Here is a 20,685-nt window from a genome sequence, read left to right as displayed (position 1 = left end):
AACTATGCCCCGCTCATGATCCGGTCAACGAGATTTGGCAGCAGCGCCAAGGGAGTGAATCGCGTTCCGTCCTGTTTTGCGGGCAGGTCAGCGGGGCCGAAGGCCCTGCCGAAACCCAGTTTGGCCGCTTCGCGCAGACGAATGCCCCCGTGCGCGACCGGGCGAATCTCTCCCGCCAGCGACACTTCGCCGAACCACACGGCATCGGCCGGCAGCGGCTTGTCCGCCAATGCCGAGACCAATGCCGCAGCCACGGCCAGGTCCGCCGCCGGATCAGCCAGACGGTATCCCCCGGCGACGTTGAGATAGACTTCGGCCGAGGAAAAGCTCAGCCCGCAGCGCGCCTCCAGTACTGCAAGCAGCATGGCGAGCCGGCCGCTGTCCCAGCCCACCACCGCGCGGCGCGGGGTGGCTCCGCTGGCCAGACGCACGATCAGCGCCTGAACCTCGACCAGCACCGGGCGCGTTCCCTCGATCGCCGGGAACACCGCGCTGCCCGCCACAGGCTGCTCACGGCCAGAGAGGAACAGCATCGAGGGATTGCCAACCTCGGCCAGACCTGCCCCTTCCATCGCGAAAACGCCGATCTCATCGACCGGGCCAAAGCGGTTCTTGATACAGCGCAGGATCCGGTACTGGTGGCTGCGCTCTCCCTCAAAGCTCATCACCACATCGACCATGTGTTCCAGCACGCGCGGCCCCGCGATGCTGCCATCCTTGGTGACATGCCCGACCAGCACCAGTGCGGTGCCATTTTCCTTGGCATAGCGGATCAGCTCAAACGCCGAGGCACGGACCTGGCTGACCGTGCCGGGCGCGCCTTCGATCTGGTCGGAATGCATGGTCTGGATCGAATCGATCACCAACAGCTTGGGCGGCGCCATCCCGGCCAACGTGGTCAGGATATCACGGACCGAGGTGGCCGCAGCGAGCAGGATCGGCGCATCGGCCAGGCCAAGCCGCTCAGCCCGCATCCGTACCTGCCCGGCGGCTTCCTCACCGCTGATATAGACCGCATCGGCTCCGCTGCGCGCAATCGCGGCGGCGGCCTGGAGCAGCAGCGTGCTTTTCCCGATCCCCGGATCGCCGCCCATCAGCACCGCCGATCCCGGCACCAGCCCGCCGCCCAGCGCGCGGTCGAACTCCGCCAGCCCCGTGCTGCGCCTGCTGAGTTTCTCACCCGGCGCATCGAGCGCTTCAAACTGGATCGCCCGCCCGCCAGAAGACAGATCATGCTTGGCCGAAAAGACCGTTGTCGGCGCTTCCTCGGCCAGCGTGTTCCATTCCCCGCAATCGGCGCACTGCCCCTGCCAGCGATGGGTTACGCTGCCACATGCTGCGCAGATATAGCGGCGTTTGGGCTTGGCCATAGCTCAGCGATAGTTGGAACGAAAGCGGAACGCAAGCGCACTTTGCGCAATTTCCCTGATCGAGCGCGATGGCGGGCGTAACCATAATCTGCCATGATCCAAACACGATGCGGCAGAAGGAACTCAGGATTGCGCTGGTCTGCTATGGCGGGGTGAGCCTGGCTGTCTATATGCACGGGGTCACCAAGGAGCTGTGGAAGCTCGCCCGGGCAAGCCGGATTCATCACAGCGACGAGACGATCGAGACCGGCAGCGAAGCGGTCTATCGCCGACTGCTGGAGCGGATCGAGTGGCATTTCAACCTGCGGCTGAAAGTGCTGACCGATATCGTCGCCGGGGCCAGCGCCGGGGGGATCAACGGGGTGTTCCTGGCCCAGGCGATCCATTCGGGGCAAAGCCTTGAGCCCCTGACCGAGCTGTGGCTGGAACGCGCCGATGTCGATGTGCTCATCGATCCCGATGCCCGGCCGTGGTCGCGCATGGCCAAGTTCTGGGCGATGCCGCTGGTCTATTGGCTGCTCAAGCGCCCCGGCAACGTGATCTCGGCCAGCGTCGCCCCCGAAACCCGCAGCGAGGTGCGGGCCAAGCTGTCGCGCCTGATCCGCTCGCGCTGGTTTGAACCGCCGTTCGGCGGACTGGGCTTTTCGCGGCTGCTTGCCGAAGCGCTTGATGCGATGAAGGCCGGCGGGGCGGACAAGCCGCTGCTGCCCCCACGCCACCCGATCGACCTGTTCGTGACTGCAACCGATTTCCGCGGCCATCCGCAGGTGCTGCAGCTCAACAGCCCGCCGCTGATCGAGGAGAGCGAGCACCGCCTGTCGATCGGGTTCCGCGCGTTGACCCCGGCCGATGGCGGGCAGGCGCTGGCCCCCTGCCCCGAACTGACCTTTGCCGCGCGGGCCACCGCCAGCTTCCCCGGCGCTTTTCCGGCGCTGCAACTGTCCGAAATCGACCGGCTGGTGGCCGAACGCAGCGAAAGCTGGAACAGCCGCACCGCCTTTGTCGAGCGGATCATGCCCGAACACAGCCATCACGGCGATGCCGAGAATGTCGCGCTTATCGATGGTTCGGTGCTGGTCAACGCGCCCTTTGCCGAGGCGATGCGCGTGCTGCGCGATCGCCCGGCCCAGCGCGAGGTTGACCGCCGCTTCGTCTATATCGATCCGCACCCCGACGAGGTTGGCGGGCAGCGCCATGAAAGCCTGGAAGCGCCAGGGTTCTTCTCGGTGATCTTCGGCTCGCTCTCGTCGATCCCGCGCGAACAGCCGGTGCGCGACAACCTGGAACAGATCGCGGCCTCCTCGCGCCAGCTGGCCGGGCTCAAGGCGATCGTCGATGCCCTGCGGCCCGAGGTTGAGGCCAAGGTCGAGAAGCTGTTCGGGCGAACGCTGTTCCTGGACAAGCCGAGCGTCAGGCGGCTGATCGCCTGGCGGGGCAAGGCCCAGCAGGCCGCAGCCGAACAGGCCGGCTTTGCCTTTCAGGCCTATGGTCAGGTCAAGTTCGCGCAGATCCTTCACGAACTGGGCCAGACGATCGAAAGCGCCGCGCCCGATCTGCTGCTGGGCCATGCCGATCCGGTGGCAGACCGGCTGGCCGCCTGGCTGGCGACGCACGGGCTCGACCACATTACCGCGATGCAGGGCGGCGCGAACGAACAGGCGATCGATTTCTTCCGTGATCACGATCTGGGCTTCCGGATCCGCCGCCTGCGTCTGCTCGCCCGGCGGCTGACCGAAGACTGGGAAGACCTTGACGCCGCCAATCCCGACGCGCGTGAGAACGCCCGCAGCGCGGTCTACCGCGCGCTGGCGCTCTATTTCGATCGCGAAGCGCAAGGCTCGCTGGGCGGCGATTTCGGCACGGTCGCGCGCCAGCTCGACAGCGATCCGGGCGCGGTGCTTGATGCCATCGCCCGCCGCCGCCAGCTACCCGCGACCGATCTGGTGGTTGATGCCTTGCTGGTCGAAGCGCTGGAAGGCATGCCCCGCGAGCTCAAGCGGCGGGTGCTGCTGACCTATCTGGGCTTCCCGTTCTATGACACCGTCACGCTGCCACTGCTGCGCGGCGAGGGATCGACCGAGTTCGAGCCTGCCAAGGTTGACCGGATCAGTCCCGATGATTGCAGCTCGATCCGTAAGGGCGGCGCCAGCGCGATGCTGCGCGGGACCGAATTCTACAACTTCGGCGCCTTCTTCAGCCGCGCCTACCGTGAGAACGACTATCTGTGGGGCCGCCTGCACGGGGCCGAGCGGATGATCGATCTGGTCGCCTCCGCCCTGCCAAAGGGCATGATGCTCGATCCCGCCGAACTGGCGCGGTTCAAGAAAGAGGCGTTCCTGGCAGTGCTGGATGAGGAGGAAGAGCGCTTGAAGGCCGATCCGGGCCTGGTGCCAGGCATCAGGACAGAGGTGGAAGGCACTGAGTTGGCACGCGGTTGAACCATCGCGTCACCCCGGACTTGATCCGGGGTCCCGCTGTCCTTGCCAGGTTTCCGTGTTACCGCATCGTTGCAGAGGCTAGCGGGACCCCGGGTCGAGCCCGGGGTGACGGCGCCTTTGGAAAGGCCGAGGAGTTATCCCCCGAATGCTTCCTTGATCCGGTCAAAAAACCCCTTCGACTGCGGCGTTTCCTCGCCGGTTTCGGTTTCCTGCAGTTCGCGCAGCAGTTCCTTCTGGCGCGCGGTCAGCTTGGTCGGGGTTTCGACCATGATCTCGATCACCAGATCGCCGCGGCCGCGGCCCTGCAGCACCGGCATCCCGGCGCCGCGCTTGCGCAGCTGCTTGCCCGACTGGATCCCGGCGGGGATCGCGATGTCGATCCTGCTGCCGTCGAGCCCGGGAATTTCGATGTCCCCACCCAGCGCCGCAGTGGTGAAGGCGATCGGCACGCGGGTGATCAGGTCGGTCCCCTCGCGTTCGAACACCTTGTGACGGCGGGTGTGGATGAAGATGTAAAGATCGCCCGCTGGCGCACCGTTGGGTCCGGCCTCGCCCTTGCCGGCCAGGCGGATCCGGGTGCCGGTATCGACACCCGGGGGGATGTTGACTTCCAGCTTTTGCGGCGTGTCCACGCGGCCTTCGCCCCGGCACGAGCGGCAGGGCTTTTCGATTACTTCACCGCGGCCGTGGCAGGTCGGGCAGGTTCGCTCGACCATGAAGAAGCCCTGCTGAGCACGGACCTGGCCGTGGCCGCCGCACAGGTTGCAGCGCCGTGTGCCGGTGCCGGGCTCCGCGCCCGATCCGCTGCAGGGTTCGCATTTGGTCGAAACTTCGATCTCGATCTCGGTCTGCTTGCCGTGGAAGGCATCGTCAAGGTCGATTTCAAGATCATAGCGCAGGTCTGCTCCGCGCCGCGCCTGCTGACGACCGCCGCCGCCAAAGGCCTGGCCGAAGATCGTCTCGAAAATGTCGCCAAGGTCGGAAAAGCCACCGCCGCCGGGTCCACCCGGACCGCTGCCGCCCGACATGCCCTGCTTGAAGGCTTCGTGGCCGAACCGGTCATAGGCCGCGCGCTTCTGCGGGTCCTTTAGGCAGTCATAGGCCTCGCTGATTGACTTGAAGCGTTCCTCGGCGGCGCTGTCGCCGGGGTTCTTGTCGGGATGCCACTTCATCGCCAGCTTGCGGTACGACGACTTGATCGTCGCATCGTCGGCGGTGCGCTCGATCTCGAGCAGTTCGTAATAGTCGGCTTCTACGGACATTGCCCCACCTCGAAAGCGAGCCCGCCGCCGCACCTGTCAGCACAGCGCCGGGCCCGTTTCATTGCCTGTGTCAGCCCTTGTTCTCGTCAACTTCCGAGAATTCGGCGTCGACAACTTCCTCGGCGCCTTCAGCCGGAGCTTCCGCCCCCGGCGACGCGGCCGCAGCCTGTTCCTTTTCGTAGATCACCTGGCCCATCTTCATGGCCTTGTCGGTCAGGGCCTGGGTCTTGGCGGTCATTTCGTCGGCGTCGCCGCTTTCGATCGCAGTCTTGGTCTCGGCAATCGCAGCCTCGATTTCAGACTTGAGATCGGCGTCCAGCTTGTCACCATGTTCGGCCAGCTGCTGTTCGGTGGCGTGGACCAGACTATCGGCGTTGTTCTTGGCTTCCGCCGCAGCCCGCCGCTTCTTGTCTTCTTCAGCGAACTTCTCGGCGTCCTTGACCATCTGGTCGATGTCCGAATCCGAAAGCCCGCCCGAGGCCTGGATCTTGATCTGCTGTTCCTTGCCGGTGCCCTTGTCCTTGGCACTGACGTTGACGATGCCGTTGGCGTCGATGTCGAAGGTCACCTCGATCTGCGGCACGCCGCGCCGTGCGGGCGGAATGTCGGTCAGATCGAACTGGCCCAGCAGCTTGTTGTCGGCCGCCATTTCACGTTCACCCTGGAACACGCGGATGGTCACCGCCTGCTGGTTGTCCTCGGCAGTCGAATAGGTCTGGGCCTTCTTGGTCGGGATCGTGGTGTTGCGATCGATCATCCGGGTGAACACGCCGCCCAGCGTTTCGATCCCCAGCGACAGCGGGGTCACGTCGAGCAGCAGCACGTCCTTGACGTCGCCCTGCAGCACGCCGGCCTGGATCGCCGCGCCCATCGCGACGACTTCATCCGGATTGACGCCGGTGTGCGGTTCCTTGCCGAAGAATTCCTTCACCACTTCGCGCACGCGCGGCATGCGGGTCATCCCGCCGACCAGCACCACGTCATCGATGTCCGCAGGCTTGAGGCCGGCATCGGCCAGCGCCTTCTTCATCGGTTCCTTGGTGCGTTCGATCAGTTCAGCGACCATCTTTTCCAGATCGGCGCGGGTGACGGTTTCAACCAGGTGCAGCGGGGTGGTGCTGCCACCTTCCATGCGGGCCGTGATGAACGGCAGGTTGATTTCGGTCGAAGCCGTGCTCGACAGTTCGATCTTGGCCTTTTCGGCGGCTTCCTTGAGACGCTGAAGCGCGAGCTTGTCGGTCTTCAGGTCCATGTTTTCCTTGGCCTTGAACTTGTCCGCCAGCCATTCGACCAGCTTGGAGTCAAAGTCTTCACCGCCCAGGAAGGTATCGCCGTTGGTGCTCTTCACCTCGAACACGCCATCGCCAATCTCAAGGATCGAGACGTCAAAGGTGCCGCCACCAAGGTCATAGACCGCGATGGTCTTGCCGTCGTTCTTCTCAAGCCCATAGGCAAGCGCGGCGGCGGTCGGTTCGTTGATGATGCGCAGCACTTCAAGGCCCGCGATCTGGCCGGCGTCCTTGGTCGCCTGGCGCTGGGCATCGTTGAAGTAGGCCGGGACGGTGATCACCGCCTGGGTCACCGTTTCGCCCAGATAGGCTTCGGCGGTTTCCTTCATCTTCTGCAGGGTGAAGGCGGAAATCTGGCTGGGCGAATAGTCTTCGCCGCCGGCGCGCACCCAGGCATCGCCGTTCTTGCCCTTGACGATGGTGTAGGGAACCAGTTCGGTGTCCTTCTTGGTCACCGGATCGTCAAAGCGGCGGCCGATCAGGCGCTTCACCGCGAAAATCGTGTTGTCACCATTGGTCACAGCCTGGCGCTTGGCCGGCTGACCGATCAGGCGTTCGCCATCCTTGGTGAAGGCGACGATCGAAGGCGTGGTGCGCGCGCCTTCCGAATTCTCGATGACCTTGGGCTTGCCACCGTCCATCACGGCGACGCAGCTGTTGGTCGTGCCCAGGTCGATACCGATTACTTTACCCATTTGAACCCCATCCTTGGCTATTCAATGACACCGCGTATTTCGCCTCCCGCAATCGCAGCAAGGCCCTTCGGCGGCTCTTTCAAGGGGGCATATAGGTGCGGTTTTGCTTGGCACAAGGGCAGCGGGCGACTAGCAGGGGGACGAATTTTCGTGCGCTCTGAAAGGACTATTCCGCGTGACCATCGCCCGCCGTATCGCCCTGCCCCTGTTTGCTGCCACCGCGCTGCTTTCTGTCGCCGCCTGCAAGGAAACCCCCGACAAGCCCGAAGCCGCCGCCAGCGGCGCGATCGAGGCGAAGCCGGGCGTCAAGGTTTCGTCCGCACGGCTGGTGCTGCCGGCCGTTTCGGGCAACCCGGCTGGGGCCTATCTGGTGGTCGATAACCAGAGCAAGGACCCGGTCTCGATCGCGGCAGTCGCGATCAAGGGCGCTGCGCGTACCGAAATGCACACCACCGAAGGCGATACGATGAAGGCGGTTGAACGGGTCGATATCGCCCCGGGAACCTCGGTCATGTTCGAACCTGGCAAGCTGCACATCATGGCCTTCGAACTGGGCACTGATCTGGCACCTGGTGGCGAAACCGAATTCACCCTGACTTTCACCGATGGTGACAAGACCTCGGTCCCGGCGAAGATCGAAGCGATGGGCGATGCCGCGATGGGCGGCATGAAGCACGAAGGCGAGAGCGCGCACTGAGCAGCCCTGCCCCCACCTGCCCTGTCGGCGGTGAGCGGTCGCTGACCGTCGGCGAGGTGGCATTGGTGCGTTCGGTCTTTGGCGAGGCGATCGACACCGCGCGGGTGACGATCCGCCGCAGCAAGTGGTGGTGGTTCCACCCCCGCAAGGTCACCATGGCGCCGATGGGGCACCTGCACTTCCATCCCGAGTCAGGCAGCTACTGCACCGATTTCAGCCTGGCCGCGCCCGGGCTGCAGGCGCACTTCATCCATGAGATGACCCACGTCTGGCAGGCCCAGACCCGCGGCGCGTGGTACCTGCCGCTGGTGGGCGCTTTCCAGCGCCGCTATGGCTACCGGCTCAAGCCCGGCAAGCCGCTGACCGCCTATGGGATCGAGCAGCAAGCCGAAATTGTCGCGCATGCCTTCATGCTGCGTCAGGGGTGGAAAGTGCCTGGGAACCCGGATCTGGCAGAGCTGGAAGCCCTGCTGCCGTTTGGCTGATCAATCCGGCTTCTTCGCCACCGCCACCATCGCCGGCCGCAGCAGGCGGTCCTTGATCATGTAGCCGGCCTGCAGTTCCTGCAGCACGGTACCGGGTTCGGCATCATTGCTGGGCACTTCAAGCATGGCCTGGTGCTGGTTCGGATCGAGCGGCAGACCGGTCGCGGCGATGCGGCTGATGCCGTTGAGGCTGAAGACCTTGTCAAGCTCGCGCGCGGTCGCCTCGATCCCGGTGACCAGCGCCTTGGTCTTGTCATCCTCGCGCAGTTCCTGGGGAATGGCATCCAGCGCGCGGGCCAGGTTGTCGGCCACGCTCAGCATGTCGCGGGCAAAGCCGGTCGCGGCATAGGCGCGCGCATCGGCCACGTCCTTTTCCAGGCGGCGGCGCACGTTCTGCGTTTCGGCCTTGGCGTAAAGGATATCCTGCCGTGCGGCTTCCAGATCGTTTCTGAGATTGGCCAGGGCATCGTCCAGCGCATCGCTGGCCTGCTCAAGATCGATCATGTCTTCGGGGACGCCGGCCAGTTCAGCGGCTACCGCCGGGTCTGCCTGCGGCTTCTTGTCATCGCTCATCTTCGTCAAAAACCTGTCTTATCCGATCAATTTGCCCAGCGATTGGGCTGTGAAATCCACCATGGGGACTAGCCGCGCATAATTCAACCGGGTCGGGCCGATAACTCCCACCACGCCAACCACCCGGCCATCCCGGTCGCGATAGGGCGACGCGATTACCGAAGAGCCCGACAGCGCGAACAGCCGGTTCTCCGCACCGATGAAAATCCGCGTCGCCTCTGCCTCGCGCGCGGCAGACAAGAGGTCGGCCACCGACTGCTTGTTTTCCAGATCGTCGAGCAACTGGCGCACCCGCTCCAGGTCGCTCATCGCAGTCTCGTCGAGCAGGTTTGAAGCCCCCCGCACGATCAGAACCGGGCGTCGCGCGGCATCCTCGCTCCACACCGCCAGCCCGCGCTCGACCAGATCGCGGCTTGCCGCATCAAGCGCGCTGCGCCCGCCGGATATCTCGGCACGGATCGCCTTGACCGCTTCGGCCAGGGTCCGCCCGCCCAAATGCGCCGAGATATAGTTCGACGCCTGCTCCAGCGCGCCCGGCGGCAGCCCCGGCGGCACCGGAACCACCCGGTTCTCGATCGATCCGTCGCTGCCCACCAGCACCGCCAATGCCTGATCCGGCCCGATTGCAACCAGTTGCAATTGCGCCAGGCGCGGCTCGCGGCGCGGCACCATCACCACCCCGGCGGCGGCCGACAGTTCGGACAGCAGGGCACTGGTCGCGGTCAAGGCGGCCTCGATCGGACCCGGCTGGCTCAGCCGGCTCTCGATCGCCGCGCGCTCTTCCGCAGTCGGCTCGGCCACCTGCATCATCCCGTCAACGAACAGTCGCAGCCCCTGCTCGGTCGGCAAACGCCCCGCGCTGGTATGCGGCGCGGCCAGCAGCCCCAGCCCCTCCAGTTCGTGCAGCACCGACCGGATCGAGGCCGGCGAGAGGTTCAGCCCCGCTGCCCCGGCCAGGGTCTTGGACCCCACGGCCTGCCCCGTGCCCAGATAGCCTTCCACGACCAGGCGAAAGATCTCGCGCGCACGGGCATTGAGTTCGGTGATCGGGAGTCTGGTCATGATTCACCGCCTCCAATACCCGTTCGTGCTGAGCTTGTCGAAGCACCGCTCTTTCTTTCTGCGCCGGAGCAAGTAAGGACGGCCCTTCGACAGGCTCAGGGCGAACGGTCTTGGGTAGAGATGGAGTTTCCCATGCGACCTTCCGGCCGCGCGCCCGACGAGATGCGCGTTATCAGTTTCGAACCGCACTATACCAAGCACGCCGAAGGGTCGGTGCTGGTCAGCTTTGGCCACACCAAGGTGATCTGCACCGCTTCGGTCGAAGAGCGCCTGCCGCCGTGGCTGCGCGGCAAGGGCGAAGGCTGGGTGACCGCCGAATATTCGATGCTGCCGCGCGCCACCCATACCCGGGGCAGCCGCGAGGCGGCCAAGGGCAAGCAGAGTGGGCGCACGCAGGAAATCCAGCGGCTGATCGGCCGGTCCTTGCGTGCGGTTTGCGATCTGAAGAAGCTGGGCGAACGCCAGATCACGCTCGATTGCGATGTGATCCAGGCTGACGGCGGCACCCGCACCGCGGCAATCTCGGGCGCATGGGTGGCGCTGCGGATCGCGGTGGACAAGCTGATGGCACAAGGCGCGATCAGCGAAGATCCGCTGACCCGCAAGGTCGCCGCGGTCAGCTGCGGGATCTTCAAGGGCAACCCGGTGCTTGACCTTGATTACGACGAAGACAGCTCGGCCGATGCCGACGCCAACTTCGTGCTGATCGAAGGCGGCCAGATCGCCGAGGTCCAGGCCACCGCCGAAGGCGCGACCTATGACGAAGAGGCGCTGCTGCGCCTGCTCCGCCTCGCCCGGATCGGCTGCGACCGGATTTTCGCGGCGCAGGGCGAAGCGGTAGCCAAGTGACCCGCAAACTCGGCTCCGAAACCCTGGTGATTGCCACGCACAATGCGGGCAAGCTGAAGGAAATCGGGGCCTTGCTGGCACCCTATGGGCTCAACTGCATCTCCGCCGGGTCGCTCGGCCTGCCGGAACCTGCGGAGACCGGGAAAACCTTTGTCGAAAACGCCCTGATCAAGGCGCGGGCGGCGGCGGAAGGATCGGGACTCCCGGCACTGGCCGACGATTCTGGCCTCTGCGTCGATGCGCTTGGCGGCCGGCCCGGCGTCTATACCGCCGACTGGGCCGAACGGCAGTGGTTTGAAGGCGCACCGGGGCGCGACTGGTACATGGCGATGGGCAAGGTTGAGGGGCTGCTGGCCGAACAAGGCCCCGATACCGATCGTTCGTGCCACTTCGCCTGCGTGCTGGCGATTGCCTGGCCCGATGGAGACAGCGCGGTTTACGAGGGCCGCGCCAATGGCACCCTGACCTGGCCGCCGCGCGGGACAATGGGTTTCGGCTATGACCCGGTGTTCGTACCGCTGGGTGACAGCCGCACCTTTGCTGAACACGATCCCGCTGAAAAACACGCGATCAGCCACCGCGCAGACGCCTTTGCCAAGCTGGTCGCGGAGCAATTTGGCGGGTAACAGGCGGCCATGGCCCGCGCACTCTATATCCACTGGCCGTTCTGCCTCGCAAAGTGCCCCTATTGCGACTTCAACAGCCATGTCCGCGAAAGCGTGGATCACGCTGCGTGGGAAGCCGCCTTGCTGACCGATATGCGCCACGAAGCCGCTTTGGCTGGCGGCGAACCGCTGAAAGGCGTGTTCTTTGGCGGGGGAACGCCCAGCCTGATGCCCCCGGCGCTGGTCGAGCGGCTGCTGACCGAGGCCCAGGCGCTGTGGGGCTTTGCCGAGGGGATCGAGATCACGCTGGAGGGCAATCCCTCTTCGGTCGAGGCAGCAAACTATGCCGATCTGGCCCGGGCCGGGATCAACCGCGCCTCGCTGGGCTTGCAGGCGCTGGATGATGAGACCCTGCGCTTTCTGGGACGCCTGCATGACGCCCGCGAAGGCCTGGCAGCGCTGGAAGTGGCGCAGCAGCAGTTTGGGCGCGTCTCGTTCGATCTGATCTATGCCCGGCCCGGCCAGACGGCGCGGGACTGGGAACAGGAACTGACCCGCGCGCTGGGGTTCGGCACCGGCCACCTCTCGCTCTATCAGCTGACGATCGAACCGGGCACGCGCTTTGCCACCATGGTCCGCCAGGGCGCGTTCGAGCCGCTGGAAGATGATGCTGCGGCTGACCTGTTCGCCCTCACCCGCGAAACGACCGCTGCGGCCGGGCTGCCGGCCTATGAAATCAGCAACCACGCCCGCCCGGGCCAGGAGAGCCGGCATAACCTGACCTACTGGCGCTATCAGGACTATTGCGGGATCGGCCCCGGTGCGCACGGCCGGCGCGGGGGTGTCGCGACAGTGCGCCACAAGAAGCCCGAAAACTGGCTGGCCGCCGTGGCCGAGCGCGGTGAAGGCATTGCCGAAGCGCGCCTGCTCTCAGTCCGCGAGCAGGCCAGCGAGGCGATGCTGATGGGACTGCGGCTGGGCGAAGGGGTCGATCTTGATGCACTGGCAGCGCGGTTTGGCCTTGGCCGGGAAGAGCTGTGCGATCTGGCCAAGCTGGAGTTCTACATCGGCCAGGGGCTGACCTGGCAATCCGGCACCCGGATCGGCGTGAGCGAGGCGGGCATGCCGCTGCTCGATGCCCTGCTGGGTGAACTGGTGCCCGAAGCGCTGGTCAGCGCATGACCCGGGCCGACTTGCTCGAGGCCTGGCATGCCCACCTGACGCAAAGCCGCCGTCGCAGTCCGCATACGGTGCGGGCCTATATCGCGACTGCCGCGCGCTTGCTCGATGCCGTGCCGGCTGAGGATTGGACTACCCTCGCCCGGCTCGATGCGGCGGCCTTGCGCGGGCAACTGGCCCGGCGGCGCGCCGACGGCCTCAGCAACGCCAGTGCGGCGCGTGAACTGTCGGCGCTCAAGGCGTTCATCCGCTTTGCCCGCGAACAGGCCGGCCTGCCTGATGCGGCCCCGCCGCGCATGCGCGGGCCGCGCGTCAAGAAGGGGATCCCGCGACCGGTCACCCCCGACGAGGCAGTGAACCTGGCGGTGACGATCGAGGAGGACGCCAGCGAACCCTGGATCGGTGCGCGCGATCGGGCGGTTCTGCTGCTGCTCTATGGCGCGGGAATGCGGATTGCCGAAGCGCTGTCGCTGACCGGCGCAGCGCTGCCGCTGGGCGAAGTGCTGACGGTCACCGGCAAGGGCAACAAGCAGCGCGTGGTGCCTTTGCTGCCGATCGTTCGGGAGGGCGTGGAAGACTACCTCGCCAAGTGCCCCTGGCCGATCGACAGGACCACAACGCTGTTTCGTGGCGCCAAGGGCGGGCCGCTTTCACAAGGAATGGTCCAGAAGGCGATGGCGCGGGCCCGGATAGCACTAGGCCTGCACCCCAGCGCCACTCCGCACGCCCTGCGCCACTCCTTCGCGACCCACCTGCTGGGTGCGGGCGCCGACCTGCGCAGCCTGCAAGAATTGCTGGGCCATGCCAGCCTGGGTTCGACGCAGATCTACACCAAGGTCGATGCAGCTGTGCTGCTGGATGTGTACCGGAATGCGCATCCGAGGGAGCGTTGAGTAGTCATAAGACTTCCCAATCAAGCCAGAAGCAGCGCAGCAGGAAACTCCTGCAGACTGGGTACATTGCCCGGATCCCCAACTGATCCTGCCTCATAGTCTTCAAGGATTGCGACCAGGCACCGGAATGGCGAGCCAATGTGAGATTGCCAGCACCGCAGGACGATCCCGAACTGCGCTTCCGAGCGAGGCGCAGGCCTTCCATCTTGTGAGATTTCGACTCTGGTGCCGGGACGAATAAAGCGATCCTTTTTGAGGCTCGCCTGCAACACGAAAGGAAATAACTCTTCGGCGAGTTCCGCAGAGACATCTTCCTTGCGCAAGAGGCGCTTCAAGTCATTCTCAATTGTATGGAACGATGCCGGTGCTTGGAGACCGCCGTCTTCGACAATTGTCCGTGCCTGCTCGCTATTCTGATCGTCGAATCCCAGCTTGCGCCGAGCCGTCAGCAAGCCTTCCAGCAAGGTTCGCATCGAGGGACTCTCGACAATTTCAAGCCGGACGTCATCACCAAATTTCGCGTGAAACAGAAAGCTCAAGAGATGCGAAGACTCAACCTGATCCAGACTGACTTCGATCCTTGCTGTGTCTTCGTTGCCTTTGATTTCCATTGCCAGCCCTCACCGCATCGCCACCCGCCGCTCGATCGCATCCCAGATCAGGCCCGGGGTATCGGTGCCGTTGAAGCGGTCGATCGCCTGGATGCCGGTAGGCGAAGTCACGTTGATCTCGGTCAGCCATTTGCCGCCGATCACGTCGATCCCAACGAACACCAGTCCCCGCTCCTTGAGCGCCGGGCCAAGTGCGGCGCAGATCTCTTCCTCGCGGGCGTTGAGCGTGGTGGGTTCGGCATAGCCTCCGGCGGCGAGGTTCGAGCGGAACTCGCCCGCACCCGGTCGGCGGTTGATCGCGCCGGCCACTTCGCCATCGACCAGCACGATCCGCTTGTCGCCCTCGCTGATCTCGGGAAGGAAGGGCTGGAACATGTGCGGTTCGACCCAGGCCTGGTCGAACAGTTCGATCAAGGCCCCCAGGTTCGATCCATCAGCGGGGATCCGCACCACCGCCTTGCCGCCGTTGCCGTGCAGCGGCTTCATCACCAGGTCGCCAGGGTGGCGGGCATGGAAGGCGCGGACATCCTCGATCCGGCGCGCGATCAGCGTGGGCGGCATGAAGTGCGCGAAGTCCAGCACATAGACCTTCTCGGGAGCATTGCGGACCGAGGCGGGATCGTTGACCACCAGCGTCTGCCCCGCAAGCCGCTCAAGCAGGTGGGTGGCGGTGATGTAGCTGAGGTCGAACGGCGGGTCCTGCCGCATCAGCACCACATCCACATCCGTGACCAGATCGATCGTGCGATGCGCATCCATGCTGAAATGCGCGCCCTCGACCCGCTGCACGGTGGTTGGCGCAGCCCAGGCGGTCAGCCGACCGGAATCATAAGCCAGCGACTTCACATCGTAGTGATAGACCGAGTGCCCGCGCGCCTGCGCGGCGAGCATCAGCGCAAAGCTGGAATCGCCATTGATGTTGATCGCTTCGATCGGGTCCATCTGGACAGCAACGCGCAGGCTCATGGTTGTCTCGCTACTCCGCTCAAAGCATCAGGGCATTGGCCATGTGGCGCGGGAAGCGCCCGGGCGCAAGCAGCAGCACGTCGATCCGTTGCAGATCGTGCGCCCTGGCATAGCGATGCCCCACCGCTTCGGCCGCCGCCGCTACCCGGCGTAGCCGCCAGGGATCGACCGCCTGGTCAAGCTCGTCCGCGCGGGCCCGCCACTTGACCTCGACAAAGGCCACTACCCCGCCGCGCCGCGCGATCAGGTCGATCTCGCCGCGCGGGGTCTTCACCCGCTGGGCCAGGATCCGCCAGCCCTTCAGCCGCAAGTACCAGGCAGCCAGGCTCTCGCCCCGCCGCCCCTGCGCCTCGCGCTCGGCCCGGCTGGTCACTTCAGTTCCATCGCCCGGGCATAGAGCGCCTTGCGATCGAGCCCGGTGGCGCGCGCCACTTCGGCAGCGGCCTGGCTGGGCTTCATGGTGGCGAGCGCGGCCCTGAGCAGCGCATCCGCATTCTCGGCGGAGGCCTCCACCTCACCCGGCGGACCGATCAGCAGCACGATCTCGCCTTTGGGGGGGTGCGCGGCATAGTGCGCGATCAGTTCGGCGGGCGAGCCGCTGCGGCACTCCTCGAACCGCTTGGTCAGTTCCCGCGCCACCGCGACCTCGCGGCCGGGCAGCGTGGTAGCGATTGCGGCCAGGGCATCGGCCAGGCGCGGGGCCGTCTCATAGAACACCAGCGTCGCCTTTACCCCGCCCAGTTCCTCCAGCACTTCGCGCCGGGCCTTGTCCTTGTTGGGCAGGAACCCGGCGAACAGGAACCGGTCGCTGGGCAGGCCAGCCAGGGTCAGCGCCACCACTGCCGCGCTGGGTCCGGGAATTGAGATTACCGTGATCCCGCGGTCGCGCGCGGCGCGGACCAGGCGATAGCCCGGATCGGAGATCAGCGGCGTCCCGGCATCGCTGACCAGTGCGATCGGTCCGGCAGCAGCCAATCCCAGCAGGTGTTCGCGCGTGGCCTCGCTGGCGTGATCGTCATAGCGGATCAGCCGGGCCTTGATCCCCAGGTGCTGCAGCAGCTTGCCGGTCACCCGCGTATCCTCACAGGCCACCGCAGCCACGCCGCCGAGTACCGCAACGGCGCGCTGCGAGACGTCGCCCAGATTGCCAATCGGCGTGGCGACAATATACAGTCCCGGTTCAAGCGGTTGTTCCATATGCGCATCAATGGACCGGCCAGGGTGGAGCGACAAGGGATGATTGATTGGCAGATCGATCGGCGCAAGCTGATCACGCTTGGCACTGTGGCGCTGCTCGCCGGGTGCAAGGTCATTCCCAAGGGGGTCGAACCCCCGCCCCCGCCGGCTCCCGGGCCAACCGACTCGCTGCCCAGCGACCAGCAGCGCCAGCGGATCGCCCTGCTTGTTCCGCTGAGCGGCCCCGACGCGGCGATGGGCCAGTCGATCGCCAATGCGACGACAATGGCTCTGCTCGATACCAATGCCAAAACGATCCGCATCACCACCTATGATACCGCCGATGGCCCGGCTGCCGCCGCCAGCAAGGCGATGCAGGATGGCAACCGGCTGATCCTGGGGCCGCTGCTGGCCGACGATGTACCAACCGTGGCCGCGATCGCCCGCGCCGCCAAGGTGCCGCTGATCACCTACACCGGCGATACCAGTGTGGCGGCGCGTGACGTATTCGTGCTGGGCACCACCAGCGACAATTCGATCGACCGGGTGGTGCGCCACGCCCATGCCCACGGCGTTAACCGGTTCGCTCTGCTGGCCCCCAAGGGCGTGTATGGCACCCGCGCCACTGCCGCCTATACCGCTGCCGTGCGCGCGGTCGGCGGCACGCTGGTCAGCACCCAGACCTATGACCGGGCGAACCGCTCGATCGTCAGCGCCGCCACCCGGCTCAAGGCCAAGGGCGGCTATGATGCGGTGCTGATTGCGGATTCGGGCAAGTATGCCGCGATGGCCGCGCCCCAGCTCAAGAGCGCGGGTGCCGCCAGTCCGCGAATCCTGGGAACCGACCTGTGGAGCGGCGAACTGGTGGTCAGCAAGACCCCGGCGCTGCGCGGGGCCTGGTTCGCGGCCATGTCCGACGCGCGCTTTGCCCGCTTTGCCGAAAGTTACAAGGCGCGCTTCGGCACCGCGCCCTACCGCATGGCGACCGCCGGCTATGACAGCGTGCTGCTGGCGGTGCGGATAACCCGCGAATGGCGGCTGGGCACGCCCTTCCCGGTTGCCCGGCTGGCCGATCGCGACGGCTTCCTGGGGCTCGACGGCCCGTTCCGCTTCAGCGCAGGCGGGATTGGCGAGCGCGCGCTGGAAGTGCGCGAGGCGCGGGCCAACGGCTTCACAATCGTCAGCCCGGCGCCGGACAAGTTCGTGGATTAAGCCCGCAGACGCTTGCGCCGCGGAATCCCCGCGTTCTATAGGCGTTCCCATGTCCGATGACCTGTTTGACAAGTTGCCCGCCAGCACGGGCGAAGCCTATGACGGCAGCGCAATCGAAGTGCTGGAGGGTCTTGAGCCCGTCCGTCGCCGCCCCGGCATGTATATTGGCGGCACCGATGAACGCGCCTTTCACCACCTCGCCGCCGAAGTGCTCGACAATGCGATGGACGAAGCCGTTGCCGGCCACGCCAACCGGATCGAGGTGACGCTGGAAGAAGGCAACCGCCTGACCATCACCGATAACGGGCGCGGCATCCCGGTGGATGAGCATCCCAAGTACCCCGGCAAGTCGGCGCTGGAAGTGATCCTGACCACGCTGCACTCGGGCGGCAAGTTCTCGGGCAAGGCCTATGCCACCTCGGGCGGTCTGCACGGCGTCGGCGTCAGCGTGGTCAACGCGCTGTCCACGCTGACCCGGATCGAGGTGGCCCGCAACAAGGAACTCTACGCACAGGAGTTCTCACGCGGATTGCCGCTGGGGCCGCTGCAACGGCTGGGCGGCACGCCCAACCGGCGCGGAACCAGCGTAACTTTCGTGCCCGATGCGGAGATCTTCGGTGAGGATGCCCGGTTCAAGCCGCAGCGTTTGTTCCGCCTGGTGCGGTCCAAGGCCTACCTGTTCGCCGGGGTGGAAATCCGCTGGAAATGCGCGCCCTCACTCGCCAGTGAGGAGGTTCCTGCCGAAGCCGTATTCCAGTTCCCCGGCGGGCTGGCCGACCACCTCAAGGAACAGATCGGCACACGCGAATGCGTCACCACCCAGTTCTTCTCCGGCACCCAGGACTTTCCGGGTGAGGAACAGGGCCGGGTCGAATGGGCAATCGCCTGGCCGCTTTGGTCGGACGGGTCCTATTCCTATTACTGCAACACCATCCCCACTCCCGATGGCGGCACCCATGAAGCCGGGCTGCGCGCTGCCCTGACCAAGGGGATCCGCGCATTCGGGGAACTGGTCGGCCAGAAGAAGGCCAAGGACATCGCGCCCGAAGACATGGTCACCGGCAGCGAGATGATGCTTTCGGTCTTCATCCGCGATCCCCAGTTCCAGAGCCAGACCAAGGACCGCCTGACCAGCCCCGAAGCCGCCCGCCTGGTCGAAAACGCCGTGCGCGACCATTTTGACCATTTCCTGGCCGACAACATGGAGCGCGGCAAGGCGCTGCTGGGCGCGGTGATGGAGCGGATGGACGATCGCCTGCGCCGCAAGGCCGAGCGTGAGGTCAAGCGCAAGACCGCCACCAACGCCCGCAAGCTGCGCCTGCCCGGCAAGCTGACCGACTGTTCGGGCGAAGGCGATGGCGAGACCGAGCTGTTCATCGTCGAAGGTGACAGCGCCGGCGGCAGCGCCAAGCAGGCGCGCGACCGCAAGACCCAGGCGATTCTGCCGATCCGCGGCAAGATCCTCAACGTCGCCAGTGCCACGGCTGACAAGATCCGCGCCAACCAGGAAGTGGCCGACCTTGGCCTGGCGCTGGGCTGCGGTACCCGCAAGGACTGCAACCCGGACAACCTGCGGTACGACCGGATCATCATCATGACCGACGCCGACGTTGACGGCGCGCACATCGCCACCCTGCTGATGACCTTCTTCTTCCAGGAAATGCCCGAAGTGGTCCGCCGCGGCCACCTCTACCTCGCCCAGCCGCCGCTCTACCGGCTCACCGCCGGCAAGGAGAGCGCCTATGCCCGCGACGACGCGCACCGCGCCGAGCTGGAAGCCACGCTGTTCAAGGGCAAGAAGGTGGAGGTCGGCCGCTTCAAGGGCCTGGGCGAAATGAACCCGCAGCAGCTGCGCGAAACCACCATGAACCCGCAAAGCCGCTCATTGCTGCGCATCACCCTGCCCCCCGAATACGAAGGCCGCGCGGCGGTAAAGGAACTGGTCGACAAGCTGATGGGCCGTGACCCGGCCCAACGCTTCATGTTCATCCAGAACCGCGCCGGCGATGTGGACCGGGATCTGATTGATGCTTGATTTGGGGAAGTTAGCATGACTGACTACGCCGAGGGCCTCAAATGACTGATGAGCAGCTAGCCGATGTCCTTGGAGGCGGCCCGTTACCGGGCAGCCCAAATCACGAGATCATCAAATTTGAAATGCAGAGGCGCGTCTGCTTAGCTCAAAAACAAGCTGCGGATGCGACGCTTCGCGGTGCAATTGCGGCTGAGCGTTACACTCGCGCGACATGGGCGTTGATTGTGATCACAGCTGCCAGCCTCATTTGGCAGGCATTGGAGGGCTAGTTCACGCCTGCAAAGCGCTCAATTGCCGGAATTATCTAAAAGCTTCGATAGTTCCGGCAACGCGACGCTCACCGTCTCCCAAACCACATCCAGATCGATATCGTAGTACCCGTGCGCGATTCGATTGCGCATGCCGCGCATTGAACGCCATTCAATTTCAGGTCGGGCGGCGGTCTGGTCAGGGTAGCTATCCATCAACTTCGTGGCAGCTTCGCCCAGGATGATCAGATTCAGAATGACAGCTTGCTGGGTCCGCTTGTCTTCCAGGAAGTCTTCCTTTGCGTACCCTTCGATGTACGTCAGGGTCTGCGAAATCGCATCGCGCATATGTTGCAGCAATTGCTCTGCAGACGGTACGCTCATAATGGCTGGGCTTGCCTTAGAACCCGGCCTCTGAAATCCGGCGAAATGTCGCCCGGTGTGAGCAGGTCGACGGGCACACCCAGCAATTCCTCAAGCTCAACCTGCAAAGCGCCGAGATCGAACAGTGTCGCGCCCGGCAAGGCATCGACCAGAATGTCGATATCACTATCCGGACCTTCACGTTCTTGCAGAGCAGACCCAAACAGGCGCGGGTTGGCTGCCCCGCGCTTCTTGACAAGCTCGGCGATGGCATCGCGATGCTGCTCTATTCGCGCGAGGTAGGACATTCCAATATTCTATGACCTGACCATACATATCGCAACATCTATCACTTCACCTCCTCCGCTGCAAAAAGCCGCATCACCGGCGGAGCATCGCCCATCGCGCTCAGCCGACGCACGAAATCGCCCGAGGCCGGAACCGCGAAGTGCGTCTTTACCGCGGCCATATCCGCCCACTTTTCGAGAAAGACGATCCGCAGCGGATCTTCGGCATCGATGTGGCAATTGTGCGCAAGGCAGCCCGGTTCGCTGCGTGATCGCCGCGAATGTTCGATCCCCAGCGCCAGGGCTTCTTCGCGGTGTTCCGGGCGTACTTGGATCGATCCGGTAATGATTATCATGGACTTGTCCTGATCTGTTGGCAAAACTGCCTTA

Annotated in this window: 22 protein-coding genes; 10 read left to right on the top strand and 12 right to left on the bottom strand. The window is 65.0% G+C overall.

Annotated features, from left to right (window positions below):
• Positions 1–2: 2 nt before the first annotated feature.
• A complete protein-coding gene (gene radA / locus IT549_RS00675; RefSeq protein WP_292969180.1) occupies positions 3–1,370 on the bottom strand; it encodes a DNA repair protein RadA in 1,368 nt (455 codons plus the stop codon).
• 107 nt (positions 1,371–1,477) lie between these two features.
• Here radA and IT549_RS00670 point away from each other — a divergent pair, with 107 nt between their 5' ends.
• On the top strand, positions 1,478–3,808 hold the full coding sequence (locus IT549_RS00670) for a patatin-like protein (RefSeq protein ID WP_292969177.1): 2,331 nt from the start codon (positions 1,478–1,480) through the stop codon (positions 3,806–3,808).
• A 134-nt stretch (positions 3,809–3,942) separates the two neighbouring features.
• Here IT549_RS00670 and dnaJ read toward each other — a convergent pair whose 3' ends face one another.
• Both dnaJ and dnaK read right to left on the bottom strand, forming a co-directional pair.
• A complete protein-coding gene (gene dnaJ, locus IT549_RS00665; protein WP_292969174.1) occupies positions 3,943–5,070 on the bottom strand; it encodes a molecular chaperone DnaJ in 1,128 nt (375 codons plus the stop codon).
• A gap of 70 nt (positions 5,071–5,140) precedes the next feature.
• Complete coding sequence (dnaK, locus tag IT549_RS00660; RefSeq protein ID WP_292969171.1) at positions 5,141–7,054, bottom strand: molecular chaperone DnaK; 1,914 nt, start codon at positions 7,052–7,054, stop codon at positions 5,141–5,143.
• Between the two features lie 175 nt (positions 7,055–7,229).
• On the opposite strand from dnaK, the gene IT549_RS00655 reads away from it, so the two are divergent.
• On the top strand, positions 7,230–7,751 hold the full coding sequence (locus tag IT549_RS00655) for a copper chaperone PCu(A)C (RefSeq protein ID WP_292969169.1): 522 nt from the start codon (positions 7,230–7,232) through the stop codon (positions 7,749–7,751).
• A gap of 56 nt (positions 7,752–7,807) precedes the next feature.
• On the top strand, positions 7,808–8,236 hold the full coding sequence (locus IT549_RS00650) for a vgr related protein (RefSeq protein WP_292969167.1): 429 nt from the start codon (positions 7,808–7,810) through the stop codon (positions 8,234–8,236).
• Here IT549_RS00650 and grpE read toward each other — a convergent pair whose 3' ends face one another.
• Complete coding sequence (gene grpE / locus IT549_RS00645; RefSeq protein ID WP_292969165.1) at positions 8,237–8,809, bottom strand: nucleotide exchange factor GrpE; 573 nt, start codon at positions 8,807–8,809, stop codon at positions 8,237–8,239.
• Positions 8,810–8,827: 18 nt separating this feature from the next.
• The gene (gene hrcA / locus IT549_RS00640; protein WP_292969163.1) at positions 8,828–9,871 is read right to left on the bottom strand and encodes a heat-inducible transcriptional repressor HrcA; all 1,044 of its coding nucleotides are present in this window, start codon (positions 9,869–9,871) and stop codon (positions 8,828–8,830) included.
• Positions 9,872–10,003: 132 nt separating this feature from the next.
• Here hrcA and rph point away from each other — a divergent pair, with 132 nt between their 5' ends.
• The 4 genes from rph to IT549_RS00620 are packed head-to-tail and all read left to right on the top strand — an operon-like array spanning position 10,004 to position 13,397.
• On the top strand, positions 10,004–10,720 hold the full coding sequence (gene rph, locus IT549_RS00635) for a ribonuclease PH (RefSeq protein WP_292969161.1): 717 nt from the start codon (positions 10,004–10,006) through the stop codon (positions 10,718–10,720).
• Positions 10,717–11,346 carry an RdgB/HAM1 family non-canonical purine NTP pyrophosphatase gene (gene rdgB, locus IT549_RS00630; RefSeq protein WP_292969158.1) on the top strand — a complete coding sequence of 210 codons (630 nt, stop codon included), beginning with the start codon at positions 10,717–10,719 and terminating at the stop codon, positions 11,344–11,346. The genes rph and rdgB overlap by 4 nt, the downstream gene beginning before the upstream one ends.
• A gap of 9 nt (positions 11,347–11,355) precedes the next feature.
• Positions 11,356–12,507, top strand: a complete 1,152-nt coding sequence (hemW, locus tag IT549_RS00625; RefSeq protein ID WP_292969156.1) for a radical SAM family heme chaperone HemW — start codon at positions 11,356–11,358, stop codon at positions 12,505–12,507.
• Positions 12,504–13,397 (top strand): tyrosine recombinase XerC, encoded by an 894-nt coding sequence (locus tag IT549_RS00620; RefSeq protein ID WP_292969154.1) that lies wholly within the window; start codon positions 12,504–12,506, stop codon positions 13,395–13,397. The genes hemW and IT549_RS00620 overlap by 4 nt, the downstream gene beginning before the upstream one ends.
• A 20-nt stretch (positions 13,398–13,417) precedes the next feature.
• Here IT549_RS00620 and IT549_RS00615 read toward each other — a convergent pair whose 3' ends face one another.
• From IT549_RS00615 to rsmI, 4 genes are read right to left on the bottom strand one after another with little or no spacing between them, the layout of a single operon-like run.
• Entirely contained in the window at positions 13,418–14,008 is a 591-nt protein-coding gene (locus IT549_RS00615; RefSeq protein ID WP_292969152.1) for a hypothetical protein, read from the bottom strand.
• A gap of 9 nt (positions 14,009–14,017) precedes the next feature.
• Entirely contained in the window at positions 14,018–14,974 is a 957-nt protein-coding gene (gshB, locus tag IT549_RS00610; RefSeq protein WP_292969150.1) for a glutathione synthase, read from the bottom strand.
• A 19-nt stretch (positions 14,975–14,993) separates the two neighbouring features.
• The gene (locus IT549_RS00605) at positions 14,994–15,347 is read right to left on the bottom strand and encodes a YraN family protein (protein ID WP_292969149.1); all 354 of its coding nucleotides are present in this window, start codon (positions 15,345–15,347) and stop codon (positions 14,994–14,996) included.
• Entirely contained in the window at positions 15,344–16,171 is an 828-nt protein-coding gene (gene rsmI / locus IT549_RS00600) for a 16S rRNA (cytidine(1402)-2'-O)-methyltransferase (protein ID WP_292969147.1), read from the bottom strand. The genes IT549_RS00605 and rsmI overlap by 4 nt, the downstream gene beginning before the upstream one ends.
• Before the next feature lie 39 nt (positions 16,172–16,210).
• On the opposite strand from rsmI, the gene IT549_RS00595 reads away from it, so the two are divergent.
• Genes IT549_RS00595 through IT549_RS00585 form a run of 3 tightly spaced genes read left to right on the top strand, consistent with a single transcriptional unit; the run spans position 16,211 to position 19,666 of the window.
• Positions 16,211–17,362 (top strand): penicillin-binding protein activator, encoded by a 1,152-nt coding sequence (locus IT549_RS00595; RefSeq protein ID WP_292969146.1) that lies wholly within the window; start codon positions 16,211–16,213, stop codon positions 17,360–17,362.
• Positions 17,363–17,411: 49 nt separating this feature from the next.
• Entirely contained in the window at positions 17,412–19,397 is a 1,986-nt protein-coding gene (parE, locus tag IT549_RS00590; RefSeq protein ID WP_292969144.1) for a DNA topoisomerase IV subunit B, read from the top strand.
• 41 nt (positions 19,398–19,438) lie between these two features.
• Positions 19,439–19,666 carry a hypothetical protein gene (locus tag IT549_RS00585; RefSeq protein ID WP_292969142.1) on the top strand — a complete coding sequence of 76 codons (228 nt, stop codon included), beginning with the start codon at positions 19,439–19,441 and terminating at the stop codon, positions 19,664–19,666.
• Between the two features lie 18 nt (positions 19,667–19,684).
• On the opposite strand, the gene IT549_RS00580 is transcribed toward IT549_RS00585, so the two are convergent.
• From IT549_RS00580 to IT549_RS00570, 3 genes are read right to left on the bottom strand one after another with little or no spacing between them, the layout of a single operon-like run.
• A complete protein-coding gene (locus IT549_RS00580; protein ID WP_292969140.1) occupies positions 19,685–20,029 on the bottom strand; it encodes a DUF86 domain-containing protein in 345 nt (114 codons plus the stop codon).
• Positions 20,026–20,316, bottom strand: coding sequence for a nucleotidyltransferase family protein (locus tag IT549_RS00575; RefSeq protein ID WP_292969138.1), 291 nt, complete (start codon positions 20,314–20,316; stop codon positions 20,026–20,028). The genes IT549_RS00580 and IT549_RS00575 overlap by 4 nt, the downstream gene beginning before the upstream one ends.
• Before the next feature lie 41 nt (positions 20,317–20,357).
• Positions 20,358–20,651 (bottom strand): putative quinol monooxygenase, encoded by a 294-nt coding sequence (locus tag IT549_RS00570; protein WP_292969135.1) that lies wholly within the window; start codon positions 20,649–20,651, stop codon positions 20,358–20,360.
• Positions 20,652–20,685: the final 34 nt, after the last annotated feature.

The sequence above is a fragment of the Novosphingobium sp. genome (assembly GCF_020852455.1).
In the GTDB taxonomy this organism is placed as follows: domain Bacteria; phylum Pseudomonadota; class Alphaproteobacteria; order Sphingomonadales; family Sphingomonadaceae; genus Novosphingobium.
Note: the sequence above shows the minus strand (reverse complement) of the source record. Positions and strands in the feature narration are given on the sequence as shown.

What these genes read in the sequence shown, in the direction of transcription:
- radA (WP_292969180.1), bottom strand. Translation starts at nt 1,370, where the DNA reads ATGGCCAAGCCCAAACGCCGCTATATCTGCGCAGCATGTGGCAGCGTA.
- IT549_RS00670 (WP_292969177.1), top strand. Translation starts at nt 1,478, where the DNA reads ATGCGGCAGAAGGAACTCAGGATTGCGCTGGTCTGCTATGGCGGGGTG.
- dnaJ (WP_292969174.1), bottom strand. Translation starts at nt 5,070, where the DNA reads ATGTCCGTAGAAGCCGACTATTACGAACTGCTCGAGATCGAGCGCACC.
- dnaK (WP_292969171.1), bottom strand. Translation starts at nt 7,054, where the DNA reads ATGGGTAAAGTAATCGGTATCGACCTGGGCACGACCAACAGCTGCGTC.
- grpE (WP_292969165.1), bottom strand. Translation starts at nt 8,809, where the DNA reads ATGAGCGATGACAAGAAGCCGCAGGCAGACCCGGCGGTAGCCGCTGAA.
- hrcA (WP_292969163.1), bottom strand. Translation starts at nt 9,871, where the DNA reads ATGACCAGACTCCCGATCACCGAACTCAATGCCCGTGCGCGCGAGATC.
- rph (WP_292969161.1), top strand. Translation starts at nt 10,004, where the DNA reads ATGCGACCTTCCGGCCGCGCGCCCGACGAGATGCGCGTTATCAGTTTC.
- hemW (WP_292969156.1), top strand. Translation starts at nt 11,356, where the DNA reads ATGGCCCGCGCACTCTATATCCACTGGCCGTTCTGCCTCGCAAAGTGC.
- IT549_RS00620 (WP_292969154.1), top strand. Translation starts at nt 12,504, where the DNA reads ATGACCCGGGCCGACTTGCTCGAGGCCTGGCATGCCCACCTGACGCAA.
- IT549_RS00615 (WP_292969152.1), bottom strand. Translation starts at nt 14,008, where the DNA reads ATGGAAATCAAAGGCAACGAAGACACAGCAAGGATCGAAGTCAGTCTG.
- gshB (WP_292969150.1), bottom strand. Translation starts at nt 14,974, where the DNA reads ATGAGCCTGCGCGTTGCTGTCCAGATGGACCCGATCGAAGCGATCAAC.
- rsmI (WP_292969147.1), bottom strand. Translation starts at nt 16,171, where the DNA reads ATGGAACAACCGCTTGAACCGGGACTGTATATTGTCGCCACGCCGATT.
- IT549_RS00595 (WP_292969146.1), top strand. Translation starts at nt 16,211, where the DNA reads ATGATTGATTGGCAGATCGATCGGCGCAAGCTGATCACGCTTGGCACT.
- parE (WP_292969144.1), top strand. Translation starts at nt 17,412, where the DNA reads ATGTCCGATGACCTGTTTGACAAGTTGCCCGCCAGCACGGGCGAAGCC.
- IT549_RS00585 (WP_292969142.1), top strand. Translation starts at nt 19,439, where the DNA reads ATGACTGATGAGCAGCTAGCCGATGTCCTTGGAGGCGGCCCGTTACCG.
- IT549_RS00580 (WP_292969140.1), bottom strand. Translation starts at nt 20,029, where the DNA reads ATGAGCGTACCGTCTGCAGAGCAATTGCTGCAACATATGCGCGATGCG.
- IT549_RS00575 (WP_292969138.1), bottom strand. Translation starts at nt 20,316, where the DNA reads ATGTCCTACCTCGCGCGAATAGAGCAGCATCGCGATGCCATCGCCGAG.
- IT549_RS00570 (WP_292969135.1), bottom strand. Translation starts at nt 20,651, where the DNA reads ATGATAATCATTACCGGATCGATCCAAGTACGCCCGGAACACCGCGAA.